We start from the raw sequence: 24,112 nt of genomic DNA, 5'->3' as shown, positions 1-24,112 counted from the left end.
CGCTTACTGGAAAATGAAAGGATTTAGGAGTTCATGGATAAACGATTTTTTGAAAAACGCTGTAAGTTCAGTATTCGTAAGTTTACGCTTGGAGTAGCTTCGGTGATGATTGGAGCGACTTTCTTCGCAGCTAGCCCAGTATTGGCTGATCAGGCAACAGTTGGTTCTACAACTAATTTGCCGAGTGAACTGGCTGATTTGGATAAGAAGGCTAGTGATGAGGGGCACGATTTTGACAAGGAAGCTGCCGCTCAAAATCCTGGTTCAGCTGAGACTACTGAAGGCCCACAAACAGAAGAAGAGTTGTTGGCTCAAGAAAAAGAAAAGTCTGAAAAGCCAAGCAATCTGCCAAAAGAATTAGAAGATAAGTTGGAGAAAGCTGAAGACAATGGGCGTGAAGTTGAAAAGGATCAATTGGCCCGAGATACAGGGAAACTTGTTCCAGAAGATGTAGCTAAAACGACTAATGGGGAATTAAACTACGGCGCAACTGTTAAGATCAAGACGCCATCAGGAGAAGGTAGCGGTATTGTCGTTGCTAAAGACCTTGTCTTGACGGTTTCTCATAACTTTATCAAGGACAGCCAAGACGGCAATATCCGTAAGGTTGTGGATAATGACCAAGGGGATGGAGATATCTATAGCATCTCTTATCCAGGATTGCCAGATGTCAAGTTTAGCAAGAAAGATATCATTCATTGGGATCGTGAAGGCTACTTGAAGGGCTTCAAAAATGATTTGGCCCTTGTGAGATTGCGTACAGTTCTAGAAAATACGCCTGTTGAAGTAACTAAAAAGCCAGTTGTTAAGAAAATTGGAGATAAACTCCATGTCTTTGGTTATCCAGAAGGGAAATTGAATCCGATTGTCAATACTACAGTTGATTTTGCGGAACCATACGGAGAAGGTGTCCAAGGGATTGGTTACCAAGGAGGAAAACCGGGTGCTAGTGGCGGCGGTATCTTTGATACAGAAGGCAAACTAGTCGGTGTACACCAAAATGGTGTAGTTGGAAAACGGAGCGGAGGCATTCTCTTCTCACCAGCCCAACTAAAATGGATTCAAGACCACATGCAGGGAATTTCAAGTGTGAAACCAGCAGACTTGGAAGAGAAAGAAAAACCGGCTGAAGAAAAACCAAAAGAGGATAAACCTGCAGCTGCAAAACCTGAAACACCTAAGACAGTAACTCCTGAATGGCAAACAGTAGCGAATAAAGAGCAACAAGGAACCGTCACTATTCGTGAAGAAAAAGGTGTTCGCTACAATCAACTGTCTTCAACTGCACAGAACGACAATGGCGATAAACCAGCCTTGTTTGAAAAACAAGGATTGACAGTTGATGCTAATGGAAATGCGACTGTTGATTTAACCTTCAAAGATGATTCTGAAAAGGGCAAATCACGCTTTGGTGTCTTCTTGAAATTTAAAGATACCAAGAACAATGTTTTTGTTGGTTATGACAAGGACGGCTGGTTCTGGGAGTATAAATCTCCAACCGATAGCACCTGGTATAAGGGCAACCGTGTAGCAGCACCAGAACCAGGTTCTGTAAACCGTCTTTCTATCACTCTCAAGTCAGATGGACAACTCAATGCAACGAATAATGATGAGAAACTCTTTGATACAGTCACTTTGCCAGCAGCTGTTAATGAAACTCTCAAAAATGAGAAGAAAATCGTCCTAAAAGCTGGTTCCTATAGCAATGATCGCACGGTTGTCAGCGTTAAAACAGACAATCAAGAAGGTGTAAAAGCAGATGATACTCCTGCCCAGAAAGAAACAGGTCCGGTTGTTGACGATAGTAAAGTATCTTATGACACTATCCAGTCAGCAGTTTTGAAAGCGGTAATTGACCAAGCCTTTCCTCGAGTCAAAGAATACACCTTGAATGGGCATACTTTGCCAGGACAAGTTCAACAACTTAAGAAAATCTTGGTAAACAATCGCGAAATTACACCTGAAGTCACCTATAAGAAGATCAATGATACTACTGCAGAGTACTTGATGAAGCTTCGTGACGAGAAGAATTTCATCAATGCAGATATGACAGTACGCTTGCAAGTTGTAGAAAATCAGTTGCATTTTGATGTGACCAAGATTGTCAACCACAATCAAGTTACTCCAGGTCAAAAGATTGACGATGAAAGAAAACTTCTCTCCTCTATCAATTTCTTGGGGAACTCACTTGTGTCAGTTTCAAGCGACCAAACTGGGGCTAAGTTTGACGGAGCAACTATGTCAAACAATACCCATGTCAGCGGAGATGATCATATCGATGTAACCAATCCAATGAAAAACTTGGCTAAGGGTTACATGTATGGTTTTGTTTCTACAGATAAGCTTGCTGCAGGTGTTTGGAGTAACTCTCAAAACAGCTACGGTGGTGGTTCGAATGACTGGACTCGTTTGACAGCATTCAAACAAACTGTTGGAAATACAAACTATGTGGGAATCCAAAGTTCTGAGTGGCAATGGGAAAAAGCTTATAAGGGCATCGTCTTCCCAGAATACACCAAGGAACTTCCAAGTGCCAAGGTTGTTATCACCGAAGATGCCAATGCTGACAACAAAGTCGACTGGCAAGATGGTGCCATTGCTTATCGTAGCATTATGAACAACCCTCAAGGTTGGGAAAAAGTCAAGGATATCACTGCTTACCGTATCGCAATGAACTTTGGTTCTCAAGCACAAAACCCATTCCTTATGACCTTGGATGGTATCAAGAAAATCAATCTCCACACAGATGGTCTTGGGCAAGGTGTTCTCCTTAAAGGATATGGTAGTGAAGGTCACGACTCTGGTCACTTGAACTATGCTGATATTGGTAAACGTATTGGTGGTGTCGAAGACTTCAAGACCTTGATCGAAAAAGCGAAGAAATATGGTGCTCATCTAGGTATCCACGTGAACGCTTCTGAAACCTATCCTGAGTCCAAATACTTTAATGAAAATATTCTTCGTAAGAATCCAGATGGAAGCTACAGCTACGGCTGGAACTGGCTAGACCAAGGTATCAACATTGATGCTGCTTATGACTTGGCGCATGGACGTTTGGCTCGCTGGGAAGACTTGAAGAAAAAACTTGGTGAAGGTCTCGACTTTATCTATGTGGACGTATGGGGCAATGGTCAATCAGGTGATAACGGTGCCTGGGCTACCCATGTTCTTGCTAAAGAAATCAACAAACAAGGCTGGCGCTTTGCGATCGAGTGGGGTCATGGTGGTGAATACGACTCTACCTTCCAACACTGGGCAGCTGACTTGACCTATGGTGGCTACACTAATAAAGGTATCAACAGTGCTATCACCCGCTTTATCCGTAACCACCAAAAAGATTCTTGGGTTGGGGACTACAGAAGTTACGGTGGTGCAGCCAACTATCCACTTCTAGGTGGCTACAGCATGAAAGACTTTGAAGGCTGGCAAGGACGAAGCGACTACAATGGCTACGTGACTAACCTCTTTGCCCATGACGTCATGACTAAGTACTTCCAACACTTCACTGTAAGTAAATGGGAAAATGGTACACCAGTTACCATGACCGATAATGGTAGCACCTATAAATGGACTCCAGAAATGAAGGTTGAGCTAGTCGATGCAGCAGGTAACAAGGTTGTTGTAACTCGTAAGTCAAATGATGTCAATAGCCCACAATACCGTGAACGTACAGTAACTCTCAACGGACGTGTCATCCAGGATGGTTCAGCTTACTTGACTCCTTGGAACTGGGATGCGAATGGTAAGAAACTTCCTACTGATAAGGAAAAAATGTACTACTTCAATACGCAAGCTGGTGCAACAACTTGGACCCTTCCGAGCGATTGGGCAAATAGCAAGGTTTACCTTTACAAGTTAACTGACCAAGGTAAGACAGAAGAGCAGGAACTAACTGTAACAGATGGCAAGATTACCTTAGACCTTCTAGCAAATCAACCATACGTTCTCTATCGTTCAAAACAAACCAATCCTGAAATGTCATGGAGCGAAGGCATGCACATCTATGACCAAGGATTTAATAGTGGAACCTTGAAACACTGGACCATTTCAGGCGATGCTTCTAAGGCAGAAATTGTCAAGTCTCAAGGGGCAAACGATATGCTTCGTATCCAAGGCAATAAGAGCAAGGTAAGCCTTACTCAGAAACTGACTGGCTTGAAACCAAATACCAAGTATGCCGTTTATGTCGGTGTTGATAACCGTAGTAATGCTAAGGCAAGTATCACAGTGAATACTGGCGAGAAAGAAGTGACTACCTATACCAATAAGTCACTCGCTCTCAACTATATCAAAGCTTATGCTCATAACAATCGTCGTGAAAATGCTACAGTTGACAATACAAGTTACTTCCAAAACATGTATGCCTTCTTTACAACTGGATCGGATGTCTCAAATGTTACTCTTACTTTGAGTCGTGAAGCTGGTGATGAAGCAACTTACTTTGATGAAATTCGTACCTTTGAAAATAATTCAAGCATGTACGGAGAAAACCATGATACAGGTAAAGGCACCTTCAAGCAAGACTTTGAAAATGTTGCTCAAGGAATCTTCCCATTCGTAGTGGGTGGTGTCGAAGGTGTTGAAGATAACCGTACTCACTTGTCTGAAAAGCACGATCCATATACACAGCGTGGTTGGAATGGTAAGAAAGTTGATGATGTTATCGATGGAAATTGGTCACTCAAGACCAATGGACTGGTTAGCCGTCGTAACTTGGTTTACCAAACTATCCCACAAAACTTCCGCTTTGAAGCTGGTAAGACCTACCGTGTAACCTTTGAATACGAAGCAGGATCAGACAATACCTATGCTTTTGTAGTCGGTAAGGGAGAATTCCAGTCAGGTCGTCGTGGTACTCAAGCAAGCAACTTGGAAATGCATGAATTGCCAAATACTTGGACGGATTCTAAGAAAGCCAAGAAGGCAACCTTCCTCGTGACAGGTGCAGAAACAGGCGATACTTGGGTAGGAATCTACTCAACTGGAAATGCAAGCAATACTCATGGAGATGCTGGTGGAAATGCCAACTTCCGTGGTTATAACGACTTCATGATGGATAATCTTCACATCGAAGAAATTACCCTAACAGGTAAGATGTTGACAGAAAATGCTCTGAAAAACTACTTGCCAACTGTAGCCATGACCAACTACACGAAAGAGTCTATGGATGCTTTGAAGGAGGCGGTATTTAACCTCAGTCAGGCCGATGATGACATTAGTGTAGAAGAAGCGCGTGCAGAGATTGCCAAGATTGAAGCCTTGAAGAATGCTTTGGTTCAGAAGAAAACAGCCTTGGTAGCAGAAGACTTTGAAAGTTTGGATGCGCCTGCCCAACCAGGTGAAGGCCTAGAGAATGCCTTTGATGGCAATGTATCTAGCCTATGGCATACATCTTGGAGTGGTGGAGATGTTGGTAAACCAGCAACAATGGTCTTGAAAGAACCTACTGAAATCACAGGACTTCGCTATGTTCCACGTGCATCCGATTCAAATGGAAACTTGCGAGATGTGAAACTGGTTGTCACAGATGAGTCTGGCAAGGAACATACCTTTACCGTAACAGATTGGCCAAATAACAACAAACCAAAAGACATTGACTTTGGTAAGACAATCAAGGCTAAGAAAATTGTCCTTACTGGTACCAAGACATACGGAGATGGTGGAGATAAATACCAATCTGCAGCGGAACTCATCTTTACTCGTCCACAAGTAGCAGAGACACCTCTTGACTTGTCAGGCTATGAAGCAGCTTTAGCTAAGGCGCAGAAATTGACAGACAAAGAAAATCAAGAGGAAGTGGCTGGAGTTCAGGCGAGCATGAAATATGCGACGGATAACCATCTCTTGACTGAAAGAATGGTCGAGTTCTTCGCAGACTATCTCAACCAATTACAAGATAAGGCTGCTAAACCAGACGCTCCTACAAGCAGCAAGGGTGAAGAGCAACCTCCTGTTCTTGAAGTTCCTGAATATACAGGTCCTTATGGAACAGCTGGAGAAGAAGCGGCTGTTCATGACCTACCTGAGTTTAAGGGCGGTGTCAATGCGGCAGAAGCAGCTGTTCATGACTTACCTGAGTTCAAGGGTGGAGTCAATGCAGTTCAAGCCTTGGTAAACGAATTGCCAGAATACAAAGGTGGAGCCAATGCAGTTCTAGCAGCTGCAAATGAAGTTCCAGAGTATAAAGGTGGAGTCAATGCAGTTGAGGCTTTGGTAAATGAAAAGCCAGCCTACACGGGTGTATTGGCTACAGCTGGAGATCAAGCAGCTCCAACAGTTGAAAAACCTGAGTACCCGCTCACTCCAAGTCCAGTAGCTGAGACCAAAACTCTGGGAGCTAAAGATGAAGAAAAACTACCTGCTACAGGGGAGCACAGCTCAGAAGTAGCCCTCTTCTTAGCAAGTGTGAGTATCGCTTTATCTGCTGCTGTTCTTGGGACAAAACGAAAAGAAGATTAATGAGATTTGATTATTGAAGTTCAAAGTAACTTGAATCAAAAAGGAACAAACAGCCGGAGAGGACCTCTTGGTTCTCTCCTTTTTCAAAGGAGAAATGATACCGCTTACTCATGTACGCGGATGAAAGGAATAGGAGAAAGATGGATAGACATTTTTTTGAGAAACGCTGTCACTATAGTATAAGAAAATTTGCAATAGGTGCAGCCTCCGTTATGATTGGTGCTAGTATCTTTGGAGCCAATATGGTTCAGGCAGCAGAAACAGCAGCGCCTACAGAAACAGAGGGAAGCATCACCCATGTTCAAGCACTGGATAAGTTACCCGATGATTTAGCCGCTGCGCTTGAAAAAGCAGATGCAGAAGCTGCAACAGAAGCAAGTCATGAAGAAACTCCAGCGACTGATGAGGGAACCAATCCTGCAGCAAGTGAAGAGGCAAAACCAGAGACAAGTCCTGCAAGTCCCAAGCCAGCAGAAACGCCGAAACCGGTTGAAACACCAAAGGCAGACAATAAACCAGCTGAAACTGCTACGCCCACACCAAAACCAGCTGAAAAGCAAATCGAAGATAGAGAAGATGTCAACCATCTCGAAGGTGCTACTGCTCAGGCGAGCAACCATGAGACTGGTACCAACTTTACTGCAGATAAGGCTATTGACGGAGATGATAATACTCGTTGGGCTACAGACAAAGACGCACCAAAACCAACTTTTGAATTGACCCTTCCTAAGACAACCTTGATCAAACATGTAGAAATTGACTGGGATCGTCGTCTTCGTAATGGGCAAAATGACCCCAATATCAAATCTTGGAGTCTCTACTATGCAGGTCAAGAAGACGTGGGTGCTAATGGAGAAAAACAATGGAAACTAGCTCATACCAAGACTGGAGATCCAGTTTTAGACGAGAAAGTAGACCTAGCTGAAAGTATCCAAGCTAAGTATCTTAAACTTGAGGTCAATGATTACCAAGCGGGAACAATGGGCTGGAGAAATGTTGGGATCCAAGAAATTCGAGCTTATTCTAACGTTCCGGACCATAGTAAGGTAACGGATATCCGCCAAGTAACAGAACTCACAGTAGCAGAAGACGGACAGTCTCTTGTTCTACCAACTTTACCAGGAAAAGTCAGTCTCATCGGAAGCAACAAACAAGGTGTAATTGACCTTCAAAATCACATCCATAAACCTCTGACAGATCAACGCGTCAAGGTCATGGTGCAGCAAATCAAAGACAGCCATACTTTCACTAAGGAATTTGAAGTAGTCATCAAGGGGCTACATCAGGACGAGGGTGTGGGTGTAAAACCAAAAGTAGCACCAGCTGTTCAACAATGGTATGGGAAAGAAGGCCAATCTTCTATCACTTCAGATACAGTTCTTGCGACTGGAGATTCAGGATTTGATCAGGCAGCAACCTTCTACCAGTCAGACCTTGCAAGCCGTGGATTGGAACTTGCAACAGGTGACAAACAGGCTCAAAAACGAATCGAGTTTAAAAAGGTTGAAAACAAAGGTTATGGCAAGGAAGGCTATGGCATCACTATCCAAAATGATGTGATTACCATCGAAGCTGCCACAAACACAGGAGCCTTCTACGCAACTCGTACTCTTCTTCAAATGGGAGAAACAGACCTACAAAATGGCGAAATTCGTGATTTCCCAAGTTTCAGCCACCGTGGCTTTATGCTGGATACAGGTCGTAAATTTATCCCTTATGACACCCTTGTAGACATCATGCTCAACATGGCCTACTACAAGATGAACGACTTGCAGTTGCACCTTAATGATAACTATATCTTCCTCAAGGAACACTTGGCAGGTAAGAATTTAAGTCCAGAAGAACAACTCAAGTATGTACTTGAACATGCCAAGACTGGTTTCCGTTTGGAGACAGATATTGTCGGTAAGAATGGTCAAAAATTGACATCAGATGAGCATTATACTAAGGAAGAAATGCAAAATCTGATTAAATTGGCCAAGGCCTTGCATATCAACCTAGTACCAGAAATTGATACACCAGGTCATGCCCTGTCCTTTGTCAAAGTTCGTCCAGACCTCATGTATCAAGGTAGTCTGAGCGATTATGCAGGCAAGCACAATGTTGAGCGCGTAGCCATGCTGGACTTGGATAACAAGTACGATGAGACATTAGCTTTTGTCAAATCAGTCTATGACAAGCTCCTCGATGGTCCAGATGCACCGCTTCATGGGGTATCTACTGTTCATATCGGAACGGATGAATACTATGGTAGCAGAGAAAGCTATCGCCGCTATGTCAATGACCTTATCAAATACATTAAAGGGAAAGGCTATACCCCTCGTATCTGGGGCTCGCTCAGTGCGAAACGTGGGAACACTCCTGTTGATTGGAACGGAGTAGAAGTTGATATCTGGAGCATTGGCTGGCAACGACCAAATGAAGCCATTGCTCAGGGAGCTAAGATTATCAACATCACGGATGTGCCGACATATAGTGTCCCAAGTGGAAGCAATAGTCAAGCAGCCTACGGGGACTATGCTAACTACGAACGTCAGTACAATAGCTGGACACCGAATGATTTCAGAACAGGTGGAGGTCCACTTCTACCAGCTTCTCATCCAAGTATCCTTGGTGGTGGTCACGCAGTTTGGAATGATAATATCGACCTTCATGAGACCGGTTTGACCTCTTATGATATCTTTAAACGCTTCTTCAAGAGCATGCAAACCACTGCGGAACGCACCTGGGGATCTGACCGTGCAGCTGCGACCTTTGCAGAACGCACCCTACCAACGAGTCCTTATGCGCCACAGTCAAATCCTGATAAAGAGATTGATCAAAGCGACTTGTTTACCATCAATTCTGAAACAGTCAAGAACTATGCAAGCAAGAAAGTGAAGACAAGCGAGCAGGGATTGGCTTTTGAGAAAGACAGCAGTATCGAAGGCTTGGCTGGTGATGTTGGTCCAAGTCACGTCTTGAAGTTTGATGTGACTGTCACTGGAGACGGGGAACAAACCTTCTCAACAAGTGGGGACAACCGTATCTATCTAGCTGATAAGGACGGCTATCTTGCTTACCAGTTTGAACAGTTCCATATCCAATTCAATAAAAAACTTGAAAAGAACAAACGTTATCAAATCTCTATCGTGACCAAACCACAATCAACGGAAGTCTATGTGGATGGTGAAAAGATTGAACGTATCGCAAATCCAGCCCACCCTCGCTTTGCCCACAATAGCTTGGTACTACCGCTTGAAAGCATCGGTGGTTTCAAAGGAATCTTGCATAGCGCAGAGTTGTCAGACAAACCATTTGTAAATCCTCGCTTGATTTCAAATGATAAAATTACTGCAACCGCAAGCAGTCAGCAACTTCCAGGAAACGCGACTGAAGGTGCTGTTGAAAAGGCCTTTGACAATGATCCAAATACCTTCTGGCATACTAAGTGGACTGGTGACACTGCGCCATACACCCTTACTATGACCTTGAAAGAAGCAGAAAAAGTCAATGGTTTAACTTATCTCCCACGTCCAGGTGGTGGAAATGGTGTCGTGACACGCTACGAAATCTACGCACAAAAAGATGGCCAAATGGTCAAGGTTTCAGAAGGAAGCTGGGACAACAACGCCCAAGAAAAAACAGTCAACTTTGCGGCGGTGCATACCAACAAGATTGAGTTGAAAGTATTGGAAGGCGTTGGTGGTTTTGCAAGTGCAGCTGAAGTTCATCTATTGAAACCTGCCAAAGAAGGACAAGAAACACCTGAACCAAGTCAGCCTCAACCACCATCTACTCCTGAAAAACCAAAAGTAGACCAAACAGGTGATGGAACAGTTGAATTGGCAGATCAATTCACTGCAAGCAAACCAGCTAGCGAAGACAGCATTGCAGCTGCCAGCAAGAGCGCAGACTATCTCAAGAAAGAGTACAAGGTCTTCCCAACGCCACAAAAAGTGACTTATGGAGAAGGAGTCACAGCCCTTCGTAAGCAAGTCAATCTGGTTATGGGCGATCAACTCGATATCTATACTCGCAATCGCTTGAAGAGTGTCTTGCAGGACAATCAAGTATCTTATACAACTGGTAAGGCGGCAATCGCTGGCGCCACCAATATCTATCTTGGAGTGCATGGACAAGGTTCACAAGCAGAACAAAACTTGTCTAAGGTTTCAGCAGGCCTCTTTGACAAGATTGACGCCTATGTTTTGAGCATCAAGGATAATTCGATTTCCATCGTCGGAAAAGACACAGATGCGGTCTTCTATGGTTTGACAACCTTGAAACATATGCTCAAGGAAAGTCAAGTTCCAGTCCTTCGCAATGTGACAGTAGAAGATTACGCAGAGCTCAAGAACCGTGGTTTCATCGAAGGTTACTATGGAAACCCATGGTCTAACGCAGATCGTGCAGAGCTCATGCGTTTTGGTGGCGATTTGAAATTGAACCAATACTTCTTTGCACCAAAAGATGATCCATACCACAACAAGAAATGGCGTGAACTCTATCCAGAAGAAAAACTAGCTGAAATCCGTGAACTTGCTCGTGTCGGAAATCAAAGTAAAACCCGCTATGTCTGGACTATCCATCCATTCATGAACAACCGCATCCGCTTTGGAAATGAAGCACATTACCAAGAAGATTTGGCAACCATCAAGGCCAAATTTACCCAGTTGATGAAAGTGGGTGTCCGCGAATTTGGTATCCTTGCAGATGATGCACCAAGCCCAGTTGGAGGCTACAATAGCTACAACCGCTTGATGCAAGATATGACCAAGTGGTTGACTGAAATGCAGGGAACCTACAGCGGTCTTCGTAAAGAAATGATCTTTGTTCCTGGCCAGTATTGGGGTAATGGACGTGAGGATGAGTTGAAATCCCTCAATGAAAATCTCCCAAGTTCAACATCCATGACCTTGACGGGTGGTAAGATTTGGGGTGAAGTCTCTGAAAGCTTCCTTTCAACTCTCAAGAACAATCTATCCGCAGGTGGCAAGCCCTATCGCCCAGTTTCACTTTGGATTAACTGGCCTGTAACAGATAACTCTAAACAACACTTGATTCTAGGTGGTGGTGAGAAATTCCTTCATCCAAATGTGGATCCAAGCTTGCTATCTGGTATCATGTTGAACCCAATGCAACAGTCTGAACCATCTAAGATTGCCCTCTTTTCAGGAGCTCAATACTCATGGAAACAGTGGAAATCAGAAGAAGAAGCTAAGAAAATCAATGACATTGCCTTCAACTTTGTAGAAAATGGTCATTTTGAAGATAGCAAGGTATCAGCAGCCTTCCGTGAACTTGGTAAGCACATGATCAACCAAAACATGGATGGTCGTGTCGTTAAACTAGAAGAATCTGTAGACTTGGCTCCAAAATTGACAGACTTCATGACCAAGCTCAAAGCAGGTCAGGATGTGACTGCAGAACGTGCAGCCTTGCGAGCTGAATTTGCCAAGATTAAAGAAGCAGCCGAACTTTACAAAGCATCGGGCGACCAAAAGATGGTTGCGCAAATCCACTATTGGTTGGATAATGCAATCGATCAAATGAATGCCCTTGATGCCTTCCTTACAGGAACTGAAGCCATGGCTACAAACGATGCAGCCAAACTTTGGGATAGCTACTATAAAGGTTTGAAATTGTACGAACAGTCTCAAACTCACACCTTCCATTATGTAGACCATATGGAAAAGGCTGAATTGGGTGTTCAACATATTCGTCCATTTATCCTATCCTTGAAAGAAGTTCTAGCGTCTGAAGTTCAAAAAGTCTTGCATCCAGACCAAATCATCAGTACCTTTATTACCAATCGAACAGGTGTAGAGGGTGGCTTGGCAGAAGTAACGGATGGCGATTTGGCAACTCATGCGATTATTAAATCACCAAATAGCATCAAGACAGGTGATTATATTGGTATGAAGTTCAACAAACCAGTAGCGATTCAAACCTTGACCTTTGCTATGGGAACGCAGGCAAATCCACGTGATACCTTTAGTAAGGCAGAAGTGCAGTATCAAGATGAAAACGATAACTGGATAACCTTGAAAGAGCCAAGCTATGTCGGAAATGAATCCCTGCTTAAGTTTGAAAATCTCACTATCAAGGCCAAGGCAGTTCGCATGATTGCGACAGCAGACCGCGAGAACACTTGGTTTGCAGTTCAGGAAATTGCAGTCAACCGTCCAGTTGAAAAAGCTCGTAGCCAACAAGCAACGACAGTTAGTCTAAGCTCAAACTTAGTTTACAAACTAAATACCTCAGCCCGTCAAATCACTGATGGCAAGGACAATACAGAAGCCATGATGGCAAATGCTGACGGTAGCAATACAACTCCAGTAGATGCCTGGGCACAACTGGACCTCGGTGAAGTCAAGTCAGTCACTAAAGTACGACTTCGCCAAGGAACGGGTGATAAACTTGCCGCAGGTGTACTTGAGTATTCTACAGACGGAACTGCATGGCAAGAGTTGGATCGCCTATCAGGAGAACAAACCAAGGAAGTGACCAGAGCGATCAACGCTCGTTACATCCGAGTCCGCAATACCAAGGCTCTCGACCTCTGGTGGCGTATCCAGGACTTCTCTGTTGAGACACGATCTGGAAACAGTGAGTTAACGGATACCAACGTTGATGCCTTGAAGGAAACGCCGGTGGTGGATAGCTTGGGCAGTTACGAGCTTCAAATTCCGGCTGGAACCAAACTCCCTGCTCATAGCTATCTAGGAATGAAGCTTGACCGTATCCATCAGGTCAAGAGCATCCAGCTCCAAGGCCAAGCCAACCCTGCTCTTAGTCTAGAGTACTCTGCAAACGCTCAAGAATGGCTACCAGCGAGCCAGTTGACTGATAGATCTGCAGCAAGCCACTTAGTACGTTATGTGCGTCTGGTCAATAAAACAGATCAGGAGCAAGCTATTACAGCGACTTCTCTCCTTGTGACGACTAAAGAAGTGCAACCAACCAAATTGGAATCAACTTCAATGGGAATTCACCCAGCATATGGTAGCAATGATGTTCGTAAACTGAACAACCTAGATCAATTATTTGATGGTGTTTACAACAACTTCGTTGAGTTTTCAGACTATGCTCGTAAAGATGGTCATGTGACCTTGAAACTTGGCAGCGAACGCACTATCAAGAAGATTAGAGCCTACATCCAAGACGGAACTCAAAACTACCTTCGTGATGGTAAGATCCAAGTCAGCCAAGATGGTAAAACTTGGACAGATGTCGTGACAGTAGGAGATGGTGTAGCCAATAGCCAACACGATGATTCATTGACAGATGGTTGGACACATGATTCTAAGATGCCAGGAAATCGCTACATAGAGGGTGAATTGACGACACCAGTCAAAGCTAACTATCTTCGTGTCCTCTATACAGCGGATTATGATGCCCGTTTTGTAGGATTTACAGAATTGGTCATTAACGATGGTGAATTTGTCAAACCAATCAATGATCCAACAGTAGAAGGAAGTAGTGGAGAAAGCCAAGGCAACCTTTATAATAATCTTGTAGACGGCAAAGTCTTGACCAGCTACAAGTCTGAAAAAGACAAGGGCGAGTTGGTTTATCACTTGTCTGAACCGACCAATGCTAACCACCTTCGTCTCGTTTCCAGTCTTCCTGAAGGAGCGCAAGCACGTGTTCTTGCTAGAACACTCAAGGATGGTCAAGACAGTTGGACAGACCTCGGTGCCATTACATCTAGTCTCCAAACCTTCGCTATCCGAAATGGTGGCTCTCTTCTAGACGTCAAATTAGTCTGGGAAGGTGGCAAGGCTGAGTTTTATGAATTGGCAAGCTTCCATCAAGAATTAACAGAGGAACCGGTTCAATCAAGTAAGGGGGAAGAACCAGCACCCGTTCTTGAGGTTCCTGAATTCACAGGTGGTGTCAATGCAGTTGAAGCCTTGGTACATGAGCTTCCAGAGTACACTGGTCCAGTAGCAACAGTAGGTGACCAAGCTGCTCCAACAGTAGAGAAACCTGAGTTCAAGGGTGGTGTCAATGCAGTTGAAGCCCTAGTACATGAACTTCCAGAGTACACAGGCCCAGTAGCGACAGTAGGTGACCAAGCTGCTCCAACAGTTGAGAAACCTGAGTTCAAGGGCGGTGTCAATGCAGTGATGGCTCTAGTGCATGAATTGCCAGAATACACAGGCCCAGTAGCAACAGTAGGCGACCAAGCTGCTCCAACAGTAGAGAAACCTGAGTTTAAACTTAGCTCACTTGCTTCAGATGAAGATAAGACACCGGCACCGGATCTAAAACAAGAAGTGAGGAAGCAAGAAACAGCTGAACAAAGCTTGCCAGCAACAGGTGAAAGTAAATCTGACACAGCCCTCTTCCTAGCAGGTGTTAGCCTAGCCCTATCTGCTCTCTTTGTAGCAAAAACAAAGAAAGACTAGTATTTAGTAAAACCTCTTAACAAGATTACGAAATCTGTTTCCTATCTTTCCCAATGAGGTTTATAGTACAGAAAAGCCTGAGAAGATGTCTTCTCAGGCTTTTGTTAAGCACATAAATACGATACTGCTATGAAAAAATCACCCAGAATATTCTGGGTGATAAATGTTATGGTTGTGCTGGTTGAGGATTCTGATTTTGGTTCTGGTTTTGTTGACCAGGGGTTGTATTTGGTTGCTGGTTATTGGTATTATTGTTTGCACTATTATTCGTGCTTGGAGTAGTTGAGCTTGACTGTGAAGTTGAACTTTCTGAAGTCGAGCTCGAACTTTCAGGTGTTGGGGCCTGTTGCGGAGCAGGAGCAGTCCATGCAGAACGAGCACCGTTTTTAAAGACGAACTCACCACTTCGATAGAGGCCTTCTGGCATAGTCCAGTCGCCAGGGTTGTTATCCTCAGACAGATAAGTCATCATTGAACGGTAAACCTTAGCTGCAACATAGAAGCCATCACCAACGATAGGAGTAAGGCGGTTTGAGTAACCTGTCCATACCGCCATTGAATATTTGCGAGTATAACCAACAAACATTTCGTCTGGAGCTACATAACCAGTATTTTTGATGTAGTTTTCAATTTCATCATCTGTATAGTTTGATGTACCAGTCTTACCAGCTTGAGGTAGCCAAGGGAGATAAGCACCACGACCCGTTCCGTATGCTAAGACAGTCTTCATCATTTCTGTCATCATATAGGCGGTCGTCTCTTTCATGGCACGAGTACCAGGATCAGCGTATTCTTTTGAGCTACCATCGCTAAAGACGATTTTGTTGATATACATTGGTTTATGGTAGATACCACCGTTAGCAAAAGCAGCGTAAGCAGCAGCCATTTTCTCACTACTTGCTCCGTACTTTTTGTTTGACTCAGTCGTATTACTTGAAATCGCGTTGGCATAGTGCATATCTGGATAGTCAATACCGATTCCATTTAGGAAGGTCTTGGCTCTATCCAAACCGACTTTGTTCAAGGTTTCTACAGCAGTAACGTTCCGTGATTGTTGGAGCGCATATTGGATGGTGATGTTTCCAAAATAACTTCTATCCCAGTTGTAAACAGGGGTATCTGTTCCAGGATAGTTATAAGGAACATCATGTACAATCGAAGCAGTTGAGTCGTAGATGTCATACTCCAAGGCAGGAGCATAGTCTGTGATCGGCTTCATGGTAGAACCCCAGTCACGGTTGGTTTCAACAGCTTGGTTGATTCCGAAGGAAACATTGCTTGATTGGTGACGAGAACCTAACTGAGCAATGACTTTCCCGTTTGTCACATCCACAATCGTTGAAGCTACTTGCATTTCATCGTCAGGATAGTTGACATACTCGTCGGTATTGTAGATATCCCAGAGATGTTGTTGAACTTTAGGATCAACGTTGGTGTAGACATCCATACCAGTCGTTAAGAGATTGTAGCCTGTTTCTTGTTCGACTTGATCGATTACCTCTTTGAGATAGTTGTCCATGTGTGGAGGATAACTATTAGCCGATTTTAGACTTTGAAGTCCATCTGTAATCGGAGTATTAATCGCTTTTTCGTATTGCTCAGCTGAAATGTAACCTTGCCCCTTCATCTCAGAGAGGACGAGATTACGACGTTCTTGAGCGGCTTCTGGATGCGAGTATGGATCATACTGGTTTGGAGCCTGAGGCATACCAGCAAGGAGAGCCAGTTGAGGAATACTTAAATCTTTGAGATCCTTGCCATAGTAACTTTGGGCAGCTGTCTGCATTCCGTAGTTACCGTTTGACATGTAAACCTTGTTGATGTAGTAGGTCAAAATCTCTTGTTTAGTCGCTTTTTGTTCTAGCTGAACAGCTAACCAAGCTTCCTGGGCCTTACGAGAAAGAGTCTGATCAGAAGTTGACGTAGAGAAGTAAGTTAATTTAATCAACTGCTGTGTCAAGGTGGAAGCTCCTTGCAGACCTCCACCACCACGAAGGTTTCGGAGGGTAGCACCTAGGATACGGATCGTGTCGATTCCTCGGTGATTAAAGAAGCGATGGTCCTCAATCGAAACAATAGCGTTGACCAAATCGGTCGGTATTTCGTTTGCTTGGGCATTGACCCGACGTTCCGATCCAAGATCAGCGATAAGCTCGTCATTGCTATCATAGATCTTACTTGACGTTGTAGCGACTAGTTTACTTTCAGAAAGTTCGGGAGCCTTGTTAACATAGTAGAGGAAGAGACCTCCACCTAGCATTACAGCTGCGATAAATACAGTTAAGAGACTGATACTGACATACTTAGCTATTCGCAGAAAAGTTTGTTTGTTCATCTTGTTTTACCACCTAGTAAATGTTCTTTGATAATGTCGAGATAGGGAATTTGAGGAAAGGCACCAGGCTCAATCCTATATCCATTTTCTCGAATATATCCAAGTGGCATTGACTTCTGTCCCTTATCCTGATGATAGAAACGGATCAAGTCAATAGCCGGTAATAAGTAGGTTTCTTGCTGAGAAGAAAAGTGAAGGAGTACAAAGCAGATTCCTTGCTGGGCAAGGACTTGTTCCATATGCTGGATCTGATGGAGATGAAAATTCTTCATCGGTATTGCATGTTTTTGCCTGGTTTCCTTTGCTTCAAAGTCGATGTAGTATCCATCATAAACCCCTGAATAGTCAGTAGTTGAGGCTTGTCTAAAGTAGGCTTCAACGATCTTGGCACGACTTCTTTGGGGATAGTCGACACGTACGATTTGGATGGGAGTCGGTTTCTTGTGAATAACAGCTAACCCATGCGACAAATAGTAGTCGTTCGTAGCATTGATCATCTTTTCAAAAGACATTCCCCGATTTGCGAAATTTTTAGTTTGTGACAGGGGTGCTTGCCTCTTTTGAGATGAAATTTTATGTGGATAGTTGACCATAATTCTCCTTATTGGTACAATAACATCACTCTATTATATCATAAATTTACAAAGAAAGGGTTAAAAATGACATCAGCCTTGATTTTAGGCTATTCAGCCTTGGACCTTGGTCTCTTTAATGACAAGGATATTCGCGTTGATATTATCAAAACAGCCATTCGGAGAGACCTGGAACGTCTAGCAGAGGATGGGGTGACCTGGCTTGTCTTTACAGGGACCTTGGGCTTTGAGTACTGGGCGCTTCAGGTGGCGAAAGACATGAAAGCAGACTATGGATTTCAGTTGGCGACCATTTTTGATTTTGAAACCCATGGCAGTAATTGGAATGAAGCAAATCAAGCGAAATTGAGTGAGTTCAAGCAGGTTGATTTTGTCAAATACGCCTATCCACAATATGAGCACAAGGGACAATTACGCGATTATCAAAAATTTCTGCTGAAAAATACAGATACTTGTTACCTTTTTTACGACGAAGAAAACGAAACCAAGTTACGATATTTTTACCAAATGATGAAAAATCAAGCGGACTATGTTACAAGAAGATTAACATTTGAGGACTTGAATGAAATAGTAGAAAATTTTTCTGAAAAGTAAGCCTTTGACCTTGATTTTTACTTGTCTTTTTTTATATAATAATACTAGTAAACCAGAATGGAGAGAGACATGGCAAGTATTATATTTTCAGCGAAAGATATTTTTGAACAAGAATTTGGACGTGAAGTACGTGGATACAGCAAAGCAGAGGTAGACGAATTCCTAGATGATGTGATTAAGGATTATGAAACCTACGCGGCTTTGGTCAAATCTCTTCGTCAAGAGATTGCTGATTTGAAGGAAGAATTATCTCATAAACCACAGGTAGCTCCAACTCAACCAGACTCTATTGAAGTAACAGCTTCTACTTCAATGACAAACTTTGATATTTTGAAACGCTTAAATCGTCTCGAAAAAGAAGTATTTGGTAAGCAAATCTTAGACAACCAAGATTTATAATTGACTAAGGAATGAGTGCAATTTTTGGATAATCGCGTGAAGAGGTTTTCTTTTCATGAGGAAAGTCCATGCTAGCACAGGCTGTGATGCCTGTAGTGTTTGTGCTAGGCGAATCCATAAGCCTAGGGACGAGAAATCGTTACGGCAGTCGAAATGGCTAAGTCTTCGGATAGGTCAGAATAGGCTTGAAAGTGCCACAGTGACGGAGTCTTTCTGGAAACAGAGAGAGTGGAACGCGGTAAACCCCTCAAGCTAGCAACCCAAATTTTGGTCGGGGCATGGAGTGCACGGAAACGAACGTAGTACTCTGACTGCTAGCAGATTTATGCTGTTAGCGGTAGACAGATGATTATCGAAGGAAGTGGTCCTAGTCACTTCTGGAACAAAACATGGCTTATAGAAAATTGCATATAGGTTGGGGCTGAGAAATCTTTCTCAACCTCATTTTTTAAAGTGAACAAGAGAGAGGTCTTGCAAGACTAGAAATGAAAGAACAATTTAATTTAATCGCAACTGCTGCGGCGGGTCTTGAGGCTGTCGTTGGACGTGAGGTGCGAGACCTTGGTTATGATTGCCAGGTTGAAAATGGGCGTGTCCGCTTCCAAGGAGATGTGAAGGCAATCATTGAGAACAACCTTTGGCTTCGCGCGGCGGATCGCATCAAGATTGTAGTCGGAAGTTTTCCAGCTAAGACTTTTGAAGAGCTTTTTCAAGGAGTTTTTGCTCTAGATTGGGAAAACTATCTCCCTCTAGGAGCACGTTTCCCGATATCAAAGGCAAAATGTGTGAAGTCTAAACTCCACAATGAGCCCAGTGTTCAGGCTATTTCTAAGAAGGCTGTTGTGAAGAAGTTACAAAAACACTATGCCCGTCCAGAAGGAGTTCCCTTGATGGAAACGGGTCCCGAGTTTAAGATTGAGGTATCTATCCTGAAAGATGTGGCAACTGTCATGATTGACACGACTGGTTCTAGCCTCTTTAAGCGTGGTTATCGTACGGAAAAGGGTGGAGCGCCGATCAAAGAAAACATGGCAGCAGCCATTTTACAACTATCTAATTGGTATCCAGACAAGCCCTTGATTGATCCGACCTGTGGTTCAGGAACGTTCTGTATCGAGGCGGCTATGATTGCTAGAAAGATGGCTCCAGGACTTCGCCGTTCCTTTGCTTTTGAGGAATGGAACTGGGTCAGCGATCGGTTAATCCAAGAAGTTCGCACAGAGGCGGCTAAGAAAATTGATCGTGAACTTGAGCTGGACATTATGGGCTGTGATATAGATGCTCGCATGGTGGAAATTGCCAAGGCAAATGCTCAAGCAGCAGGTGTCGCAGGTGACATCACCTTTAAGCAAATGCGGGTACAGGACTTGCGCACAGACAAGATTAATGGCGTTATCATTTCCAATCCACCATATGGGGAACGCTTGTCTGATGATGCAGGAGTTACCAAGCTCTATGCTGAGATGGGACAGGTCTTTGCACCACTGAAAACGTGGAGTAAGTTTATCCTGACGAGTGACGAAGCTTTTGAAAGCAAGTACGGAAGTCCAGCTGATAAAAAACGAAAACTCTATAACGGGACCTTAAAAGTGGATTTGTATCAATACTTTGGTCAGCGTGTCAAACGCCAAGAGGTAAAATAGAAAGGTGAACTCATGAGTAAGAAAAGACGTGATCGTCATAAAAAAGGACATCAAGAACCACAATTCGACTTTGACGAAGCAAAAGACTTGACTGTTGGTCAGGTCATTCGTAAGAATGAAGAGGTTGAAGCAGGAGTATTGCCTGAGGACAGTATCTTAGACAAATACATCAAACAGCACCGTGAAGAAATCGAAGCCGACAAGTTTGAAACTCGTCAGTTCAAAAAAGAAGAACTGGCTTCTACTCAAAACCTAGAGGAAATGATCCAAGAAGTTCGTGAATCAAGTGAATCTTCTGAACAGGTAGACGATTCAGACCTGGTTTCTGAGGAATCTATTGAAAAGATAGAAAATGAAGAGACTACTCAGTTTGTTCCACCACTTCAAGATGAAGAAAGTGCTGAAATAGAGCCTCTCGTTTTAACAGAAACAGAGCCCAAGGAAATAAACGAGGAACAAGAAGAGGAGACCTATACACCTCTATCACGTTCGGCTCAAACAGAACCTGAAAAAGGCTCTAAGAAGAAAGGTGTCATCATCATTGCTTCGGTAGTAGCTGCAATCCTTGTGCTTGCTGGAACATATTATGTCTACCGCCAAGTATCTCGTTCAAACCAAGAAATCCAGTCTTCTCAAGCAGCCTCTTCGGATGATCACGGGACACAAACAGCTTTGAAAGACTTCAATGATCTCTATGATACTTTCTATACAGATGCTAATAAGACTGCTCTGAAAAACAGCCAGTTTGATAAATTGAGCCAACTGAAAACCTTGCTAGATAAGTTAGAAGGTAGCCGTGATTATACACTAGCTAAGTCAAGATATGATAGCCTAGCAACTCAAATCAAGGCTATTCAAGATGTTAATGCCCTCTTTGAAAGTCCAGCTGTTACGGACGGTGTCTTGGATACCAATGCGAAAGCCAAAGCAGACGCTAAATTTACAGAAATTAAGACAGGGAACACAGAACTAGACAAACTCTTGGATAAGGCCATTAGTCTTGGTAAGAGTCAACAAACCAGTGCTTCCAGCTCAAGTTCAAGCTCTAGCACGAGTCAAGAAAGCTCAAGTTCAGCTACAGAAAGCAATGCAAGCAGTACGACACCTTCTACAAGCACTACGGCACCAGCTAGAGATACGAATGGTGGTTTGTCTAGCGATGGGGTTAATCTTCAAAGAAGTGCTAGTCGTGTACCTTACAACCAATCAGCTGTAGATGATAGCAACAACCCCGCTTGGACGTTTGCGGATGGTGTATTGGAACAAGTTCTAGCAACATCACGTGCTCGTGGCTATATCACTGGAAATCAATATATCCTAGAACGTGTCAATATCGTAAACGGAAATGGTTATTACAACCTCTATAAACCTGATGGAACCTATCTCTTCACCCTCAACTGTAAGACGGGTTACTTTGTAGGGAATGGTTCTGGTCACGCTGATGACTTGGATTACTAGGACTCCGTTACAAAATTCTTTCCTTTCATAGGTAAAAATGATAAAATAAAACATATTAAACAAGAGGAGTGTCACATGACAAAAGCTAACTTTGGTGTCGTTGGTATGGCCGTAATGGGTCGTAACCTTGCCCTAAATATCGAATCTCGTGGTTATACAGTTGCCATTTACAACCGTAGTAAAGAAAAAACAGAAGATGTGATTGCTTGCCATCCTGAAAAGAACTTTGTGCCAAGCTATGACGTGGAAAGCTTTGTAAACTCAATCGAAAAACCTCGTCGTATCATGCTCATGGTTCAAGCTGGACCTGGTACAGACGCAACTATCCAAGCTCTTCTTCCACACCTTGATAAGGGTGATATCTTGATTGACGGAGGAAACACTTTCTACAAAGATACCATTCGTCGTAACGAAGAGTTGGCAAACTCAGGGATCAACTTTATCGGTACTGGGGTTTCTGGTGGTGAAAAAGGTGCCCTTGAAGGTCCTTCTATCATGCCTGGTGGACAAAAAGAAGCCTACGAATTGGTTGCTGATGTTCTTGAAGAAATCTCAGCTAAAGCACCAGAAGATGGTAAACCATGTGTGACTTACATCGGTCCTGATGGAGCTGGTCACTATGTGAAAATGGTTCACAACGGTATCGAGTATGGTGACATGCAATTAATCGCAGAAAGTTATGACCTCATGCAACACTTGCTTGGCCTTTCTGCAGAAGACATGGCTGAAATCTTTACTGAGTGGAACAAGGGTGAATTGGACAGCTATTTGATCGAAATCACAGCTGATATCTTGAGCCGTAAAGACGATGAAGGTCAAGATGGACCAATCGTAGATTACATCCTTGATGCCGCAGGTAATAAGGGAACTGGTAAATGGACTAGCCAATCAGCTCTTGACCTTGGTGTGCCATTGTCACTTATCACTGAGTCAGTATTTGCTCGCTATATCTCTACATACAAAGAAGAGCGTGTGCATGCTAGCAAGGTACTTCCAAAACCAGCTGCCTTCAAGTTTGAAGGAGACAAGGCTGAGTTGATCGAAAAGATTCGTCAAGCCCTTTACTTCTCAAAAATTATCTCATATGCACAAGGTTTTGCCCAATTGCGTGTGGCTTCTAAAGAAAATAACTGGAACTTGCCATTTGCGGACATCGCCTCTATCTGGCGTGATGGCTGTATCATCCGTTCTCGTTTCTTGCAAAAGATCACAGATGCCTATAACCGCGATGCTGATCTTGCAAACCTTCTCTTGGATGAGTACTTCTTGGATGTTACTGCTAAGTACCAACAAGCAGTTCGTGATATCGTAGCTCTTGCTGTTCAAGCTGGTGTACCAGTACCAACTTTCTCAGCAGCCATTACTTACTTTGATAGCTATCGTTCAGCAGACCTTCCTGCTAACTTGATCCAAGCACAACGTGACTACTTTGGTGCTCACACTTACCAACGTAAAGACAAAGAAGGAACATTCCACTACTCTTGGTATGACGAAAAATAAGTAGGTCTGCCATGGGGAAACGGATTTTATTACTTGAGAAAGAACGAAATCTCGCTCATTTTCTCAGTCTGGAACTCCAAAAAGAGCAATACCGTGTTGATCTGGTCGAGGAGGGGCAAAAAGCCCTCTCCATGGCTCTCCAGACGGACTATGACTTGATTTTACTGAATGCTCATCTGGAGGATATGACGGCCCAGGATTTTGCAGAGAGGCTGAGTCGGACAAAACCAGCCTCGGTGATCATGGTCCTGGACCATCGCGAAGAATTGCAAGACCAGATTGAGACAATCCAGCGCTTCGCCGTTTCTTACATCTATAAGCCAGTGATTATTGATAATCTAGTAGCTCGTATTTCAGCGATTTTCCGAGGTCGGGACTTCATTGACCAGCACTGTAGTCAGATGAAGGTTCCAACGTCTTATCGCAACCTGCGTATGGATGTAGAACATCATACCGTTTATCGTGGCGAGGAGATGATTGCTCTGACGCGCCGTGAATATGACCTTTTGGCCACTCTCATGGGAAGCAAGAAGGTCTTGACTCGTGAGCAGTTGTTGGAAAGTGTTTGGAAGTATGAAAGTGCGACAGAAACCAATATCGTGGATGTTTATATCCGTTATCTACGTAGCAAGCTTGACGTAAAAGGTCAAAAAAGCTACATTAAAACCGTGCGTGGTGTTGGTTACACCATGCAAGAATAGAAAAGCAGTTGCAGTTCATTTGGAACTGCTTTTT

General features: G+C 43.5%; 10 protein-coding genes and 1 other RNA gene. 9 read left to right on the top strand and 2 right to left on the bottom strand.

What is annotated here, in order from left to right; genetic code table 11:
• Positions 1-33 precede the first annotated feature (33 nt).
• Together HMPREF1115_RS09530 and HMPREF1115_RS09525 are read left to right on the top strand one after the other, a co-directional pair.
• Positions 34-6,459 carry a SpGH101 family endo-alpha-N-acetylgalactosaminidase gene (locus HMPREF1115_RS09530; protein ID WP_000361147.1) on the top strand — a complete coding sequence of 2,142 codons (6,426 nt, stop codon included), beginning with the start codon at positions 34-36 and terminating at the stop codon, positions 6,457-6,459.
• 140 nt (positions 6,460-6,599) lie between these two features.
• Complete coding sequence (locus HMPREF1115_RS09525; protein WP_000373802.1) at positions 6,600-14,855, top strand: SIALI-17 repeat-containing surface protein; 8,256 nt, start codon at positions 6,600-6,602, stop codon at positions 14,853-14,855.
• 166 nt (positions 14,856-15,021) lie between these two features.
• Here the strand turns inward: HMPREF1115_RS09525 and pbp1a are convergent, their stop codons facing one another.
• Positions 15,022-17,190: a penicillin-binding protein PBP1A gene (gene pbp1a, locus HMPREF1115_RS09520; protein WP_001041838.1), complete on the bottom strand. Its 2,169-nt coding sequence runs from the start codon at positions 17,188-17,190 to the stop codon at positions 15,022-15,024.
• Positions 17,187-17,783, bottom strand: a complete 597-nt coding sequence (recU, locus tag HMPREF1115_RS09515; protein ID WP_000248756.1) for a Holliday junction resolvase RecU — start codon at positions 17,781-17,783, stop codon at positions 17,187-17,189. The genes pbp1a and recU overlap by 4 nt, the downstream gene beginning before the upstream one ends.
• Positions 17,784-17,849: 66 nt before the next feature.
• Here recU and HMPREF1115_RS09510 point away from each other — a divergent pair, with 66 nt between their 5' ends.
• From HMPREF1115_RS09510 to HMPREF1115_RS09485, 7 genes are all read left to right on the top strand, one after another.
• Positions 17,850-18,377 carry an SLOG family protein gene (locus HMPREF1115_RS09510; protein ID WP_000199584.1) on the top strand — a complete coding sequence of 176 codons (528 nt, stop codon included), beginning with the start codon at positions 17,850-17,852 and terminating at the stop codon, positions 18,375-18,377.
• A gap of 69 nt (positions 18,378-18,446) precedes the next feature.
• Positions 18,447-18,776: a cell division regulator GpsB gene (gene gpsB, locus HMPREF1115_RS09505; RefSeq protein ID WP_000146523.1), complete on the top strand. Its 330-nt coding sequence runs from the start codon at positions 18,447-18,449 to the stop codon at positions 18,774-18,776.
• Between the two features lie 20 nt (positions 18,777-18,796).
• Positions 18,797-19,178: RNase P RNA component class B (rnpB, locus tag HMPREF1115_RS11970), an RNA gene on the top strand.
• Between the two features lie 83 nt (positions 19,179-19,261).
• Positions 19,262-20,419: a THUMP domain-containing class I SAM-dependent RNA methyltransferase gene (locus HMPREF1115_RS09500; protein ID WP_000662902.1), complete on the top strand. Its 1,158-nt coding sequence runs from the start codon at positions 19,262-19,264 to the stop codon at positions 20,417-20,419.
• Between the two features lie 12 nt (positions 20,420-20,431).
• Positions 20,432-21,877 carry a cell division site-positioning protein MapZ gene (mapZ, locus tag HMPREF1115_RS09495; RefSeq protein WP_000039242.1) on the top strand — a complete coding sequence of 482 codons (1,446 nt, stop codon included), beginning with the start codon at positions 20,432-20,434 and terminating at the stop codon, positions 21,875-21,877.
• Between the two features lie 75 nt (positions 21,878-21,952).
• A complete protein-coding gene (gene gndA / locus HMPREF1115_RS09490) occupies positions 21,953-23,377 on the top strand; it encodes an NADP-dependent phosphogluconate dehydrogenase (RefSeq protein ID WP_000158772.1) in 1,425 nt (474 codons plus the stop codon).
• Between the two features lie 11 nt (positions 23,378-23,388).
• The gene (locus HMPREF1115_RS09485) at positions 23,389-24,078 is read left to right on the top strand and encodes a response regulator transcription factor (RefSeq protein WP_000518000.1); all 690 of its coding nucleotides are present in this window, start codon (positions 23,389-23,391) and stop codon (positions 24,076-24,078) included.
• Positions 24,079-24,112 lie beyond the last annotated feature (34 nt).

It is taken from the genome of Streptococcus oralis SK610 (assembly GCF_000257455.1).
Classification (GTDB): domain Bacteria; phylum Bacillota; class Bacilli; order Lactobacillales; family Streptococcaceae; genus Streptococcus; species Streptococcus oralis_CB.
This window is presented reverse-complemented; position numbering and strand designations above follow the sequence as displayed.

Excerpts from the sequence above, each read along its gene's own strand:
- HMPREF1115_RS09530 (WP_000361147.1), top strand. The coding sequence starts at position 34 with ATGGATAAACGATTTTTTGAAAAACGCTGTAAGTTCAGTATTCGTAAG.
- HMPREF1115_RS09525 (WP_000373802.1), top strand. The coding sequence starts at position 6,600 with ATGGATAGACATTTTTTTGAGAAACGCTGTCACTATAGTATAAGAAAA.
- pbp1a (WP_001041838.1), bottom strand. The coding sequence starts at position 17,190 with ATGAACAAACAAACTTTTCTGCGAATAGCTAAGTATGTCAGTATCAGT.
- recU (WP_000248756.1), bottom strand. The coding sequence starts at position 17,783 with ATGGTCAACTATCCACATAAAATTTCATCTCAAAAGAGGCAAGCACCC.
- HMPREF1115_RS09510 (WP_000199584.1), top strand. The coding sequence starts at position 17,850 with ATGACATCAGCCTTGATTTTAGGCTATTCAGCCTTGGACCTTGGTCTC.
- gpsB (WP_000146523.1), top strand. The coding sequence starts at position 18,447 with ATGGCAAGTATTATATTTTCAGCGAAAGATATTTTTGAACAAGAATTT.
- HMPREF1115_RS09500 (WP_000662902.1), top strand. The coding sequence starts at position 19,262 with ATGAAAGAACAATTTAATTTAATCGCAACTGCTGCGGCGGGTCTTGAG.
- mapZ (WP_000039242.1), top strand. The coding sequence starts at position 20,432 with ATGAGTAAGAAAAGACGTGATCGTCATAAAAAAGGACATCAAGAACCA.
- gndA (WP_000158772.1), top strand. The coding sequence starts at position 21,953 with ATGACAAAAGCTAACTTTGGTGTCGTTGGTATGGCCGTAATGGGTCGT.
- HMPREF1115_RS09485 (WP_000518000.1), top strand. The coding sequence starts at position 23,389 with ATGGGGAAACGGATTTTATTACTTGAGAAAGAACGAAATCTCGCTCAT.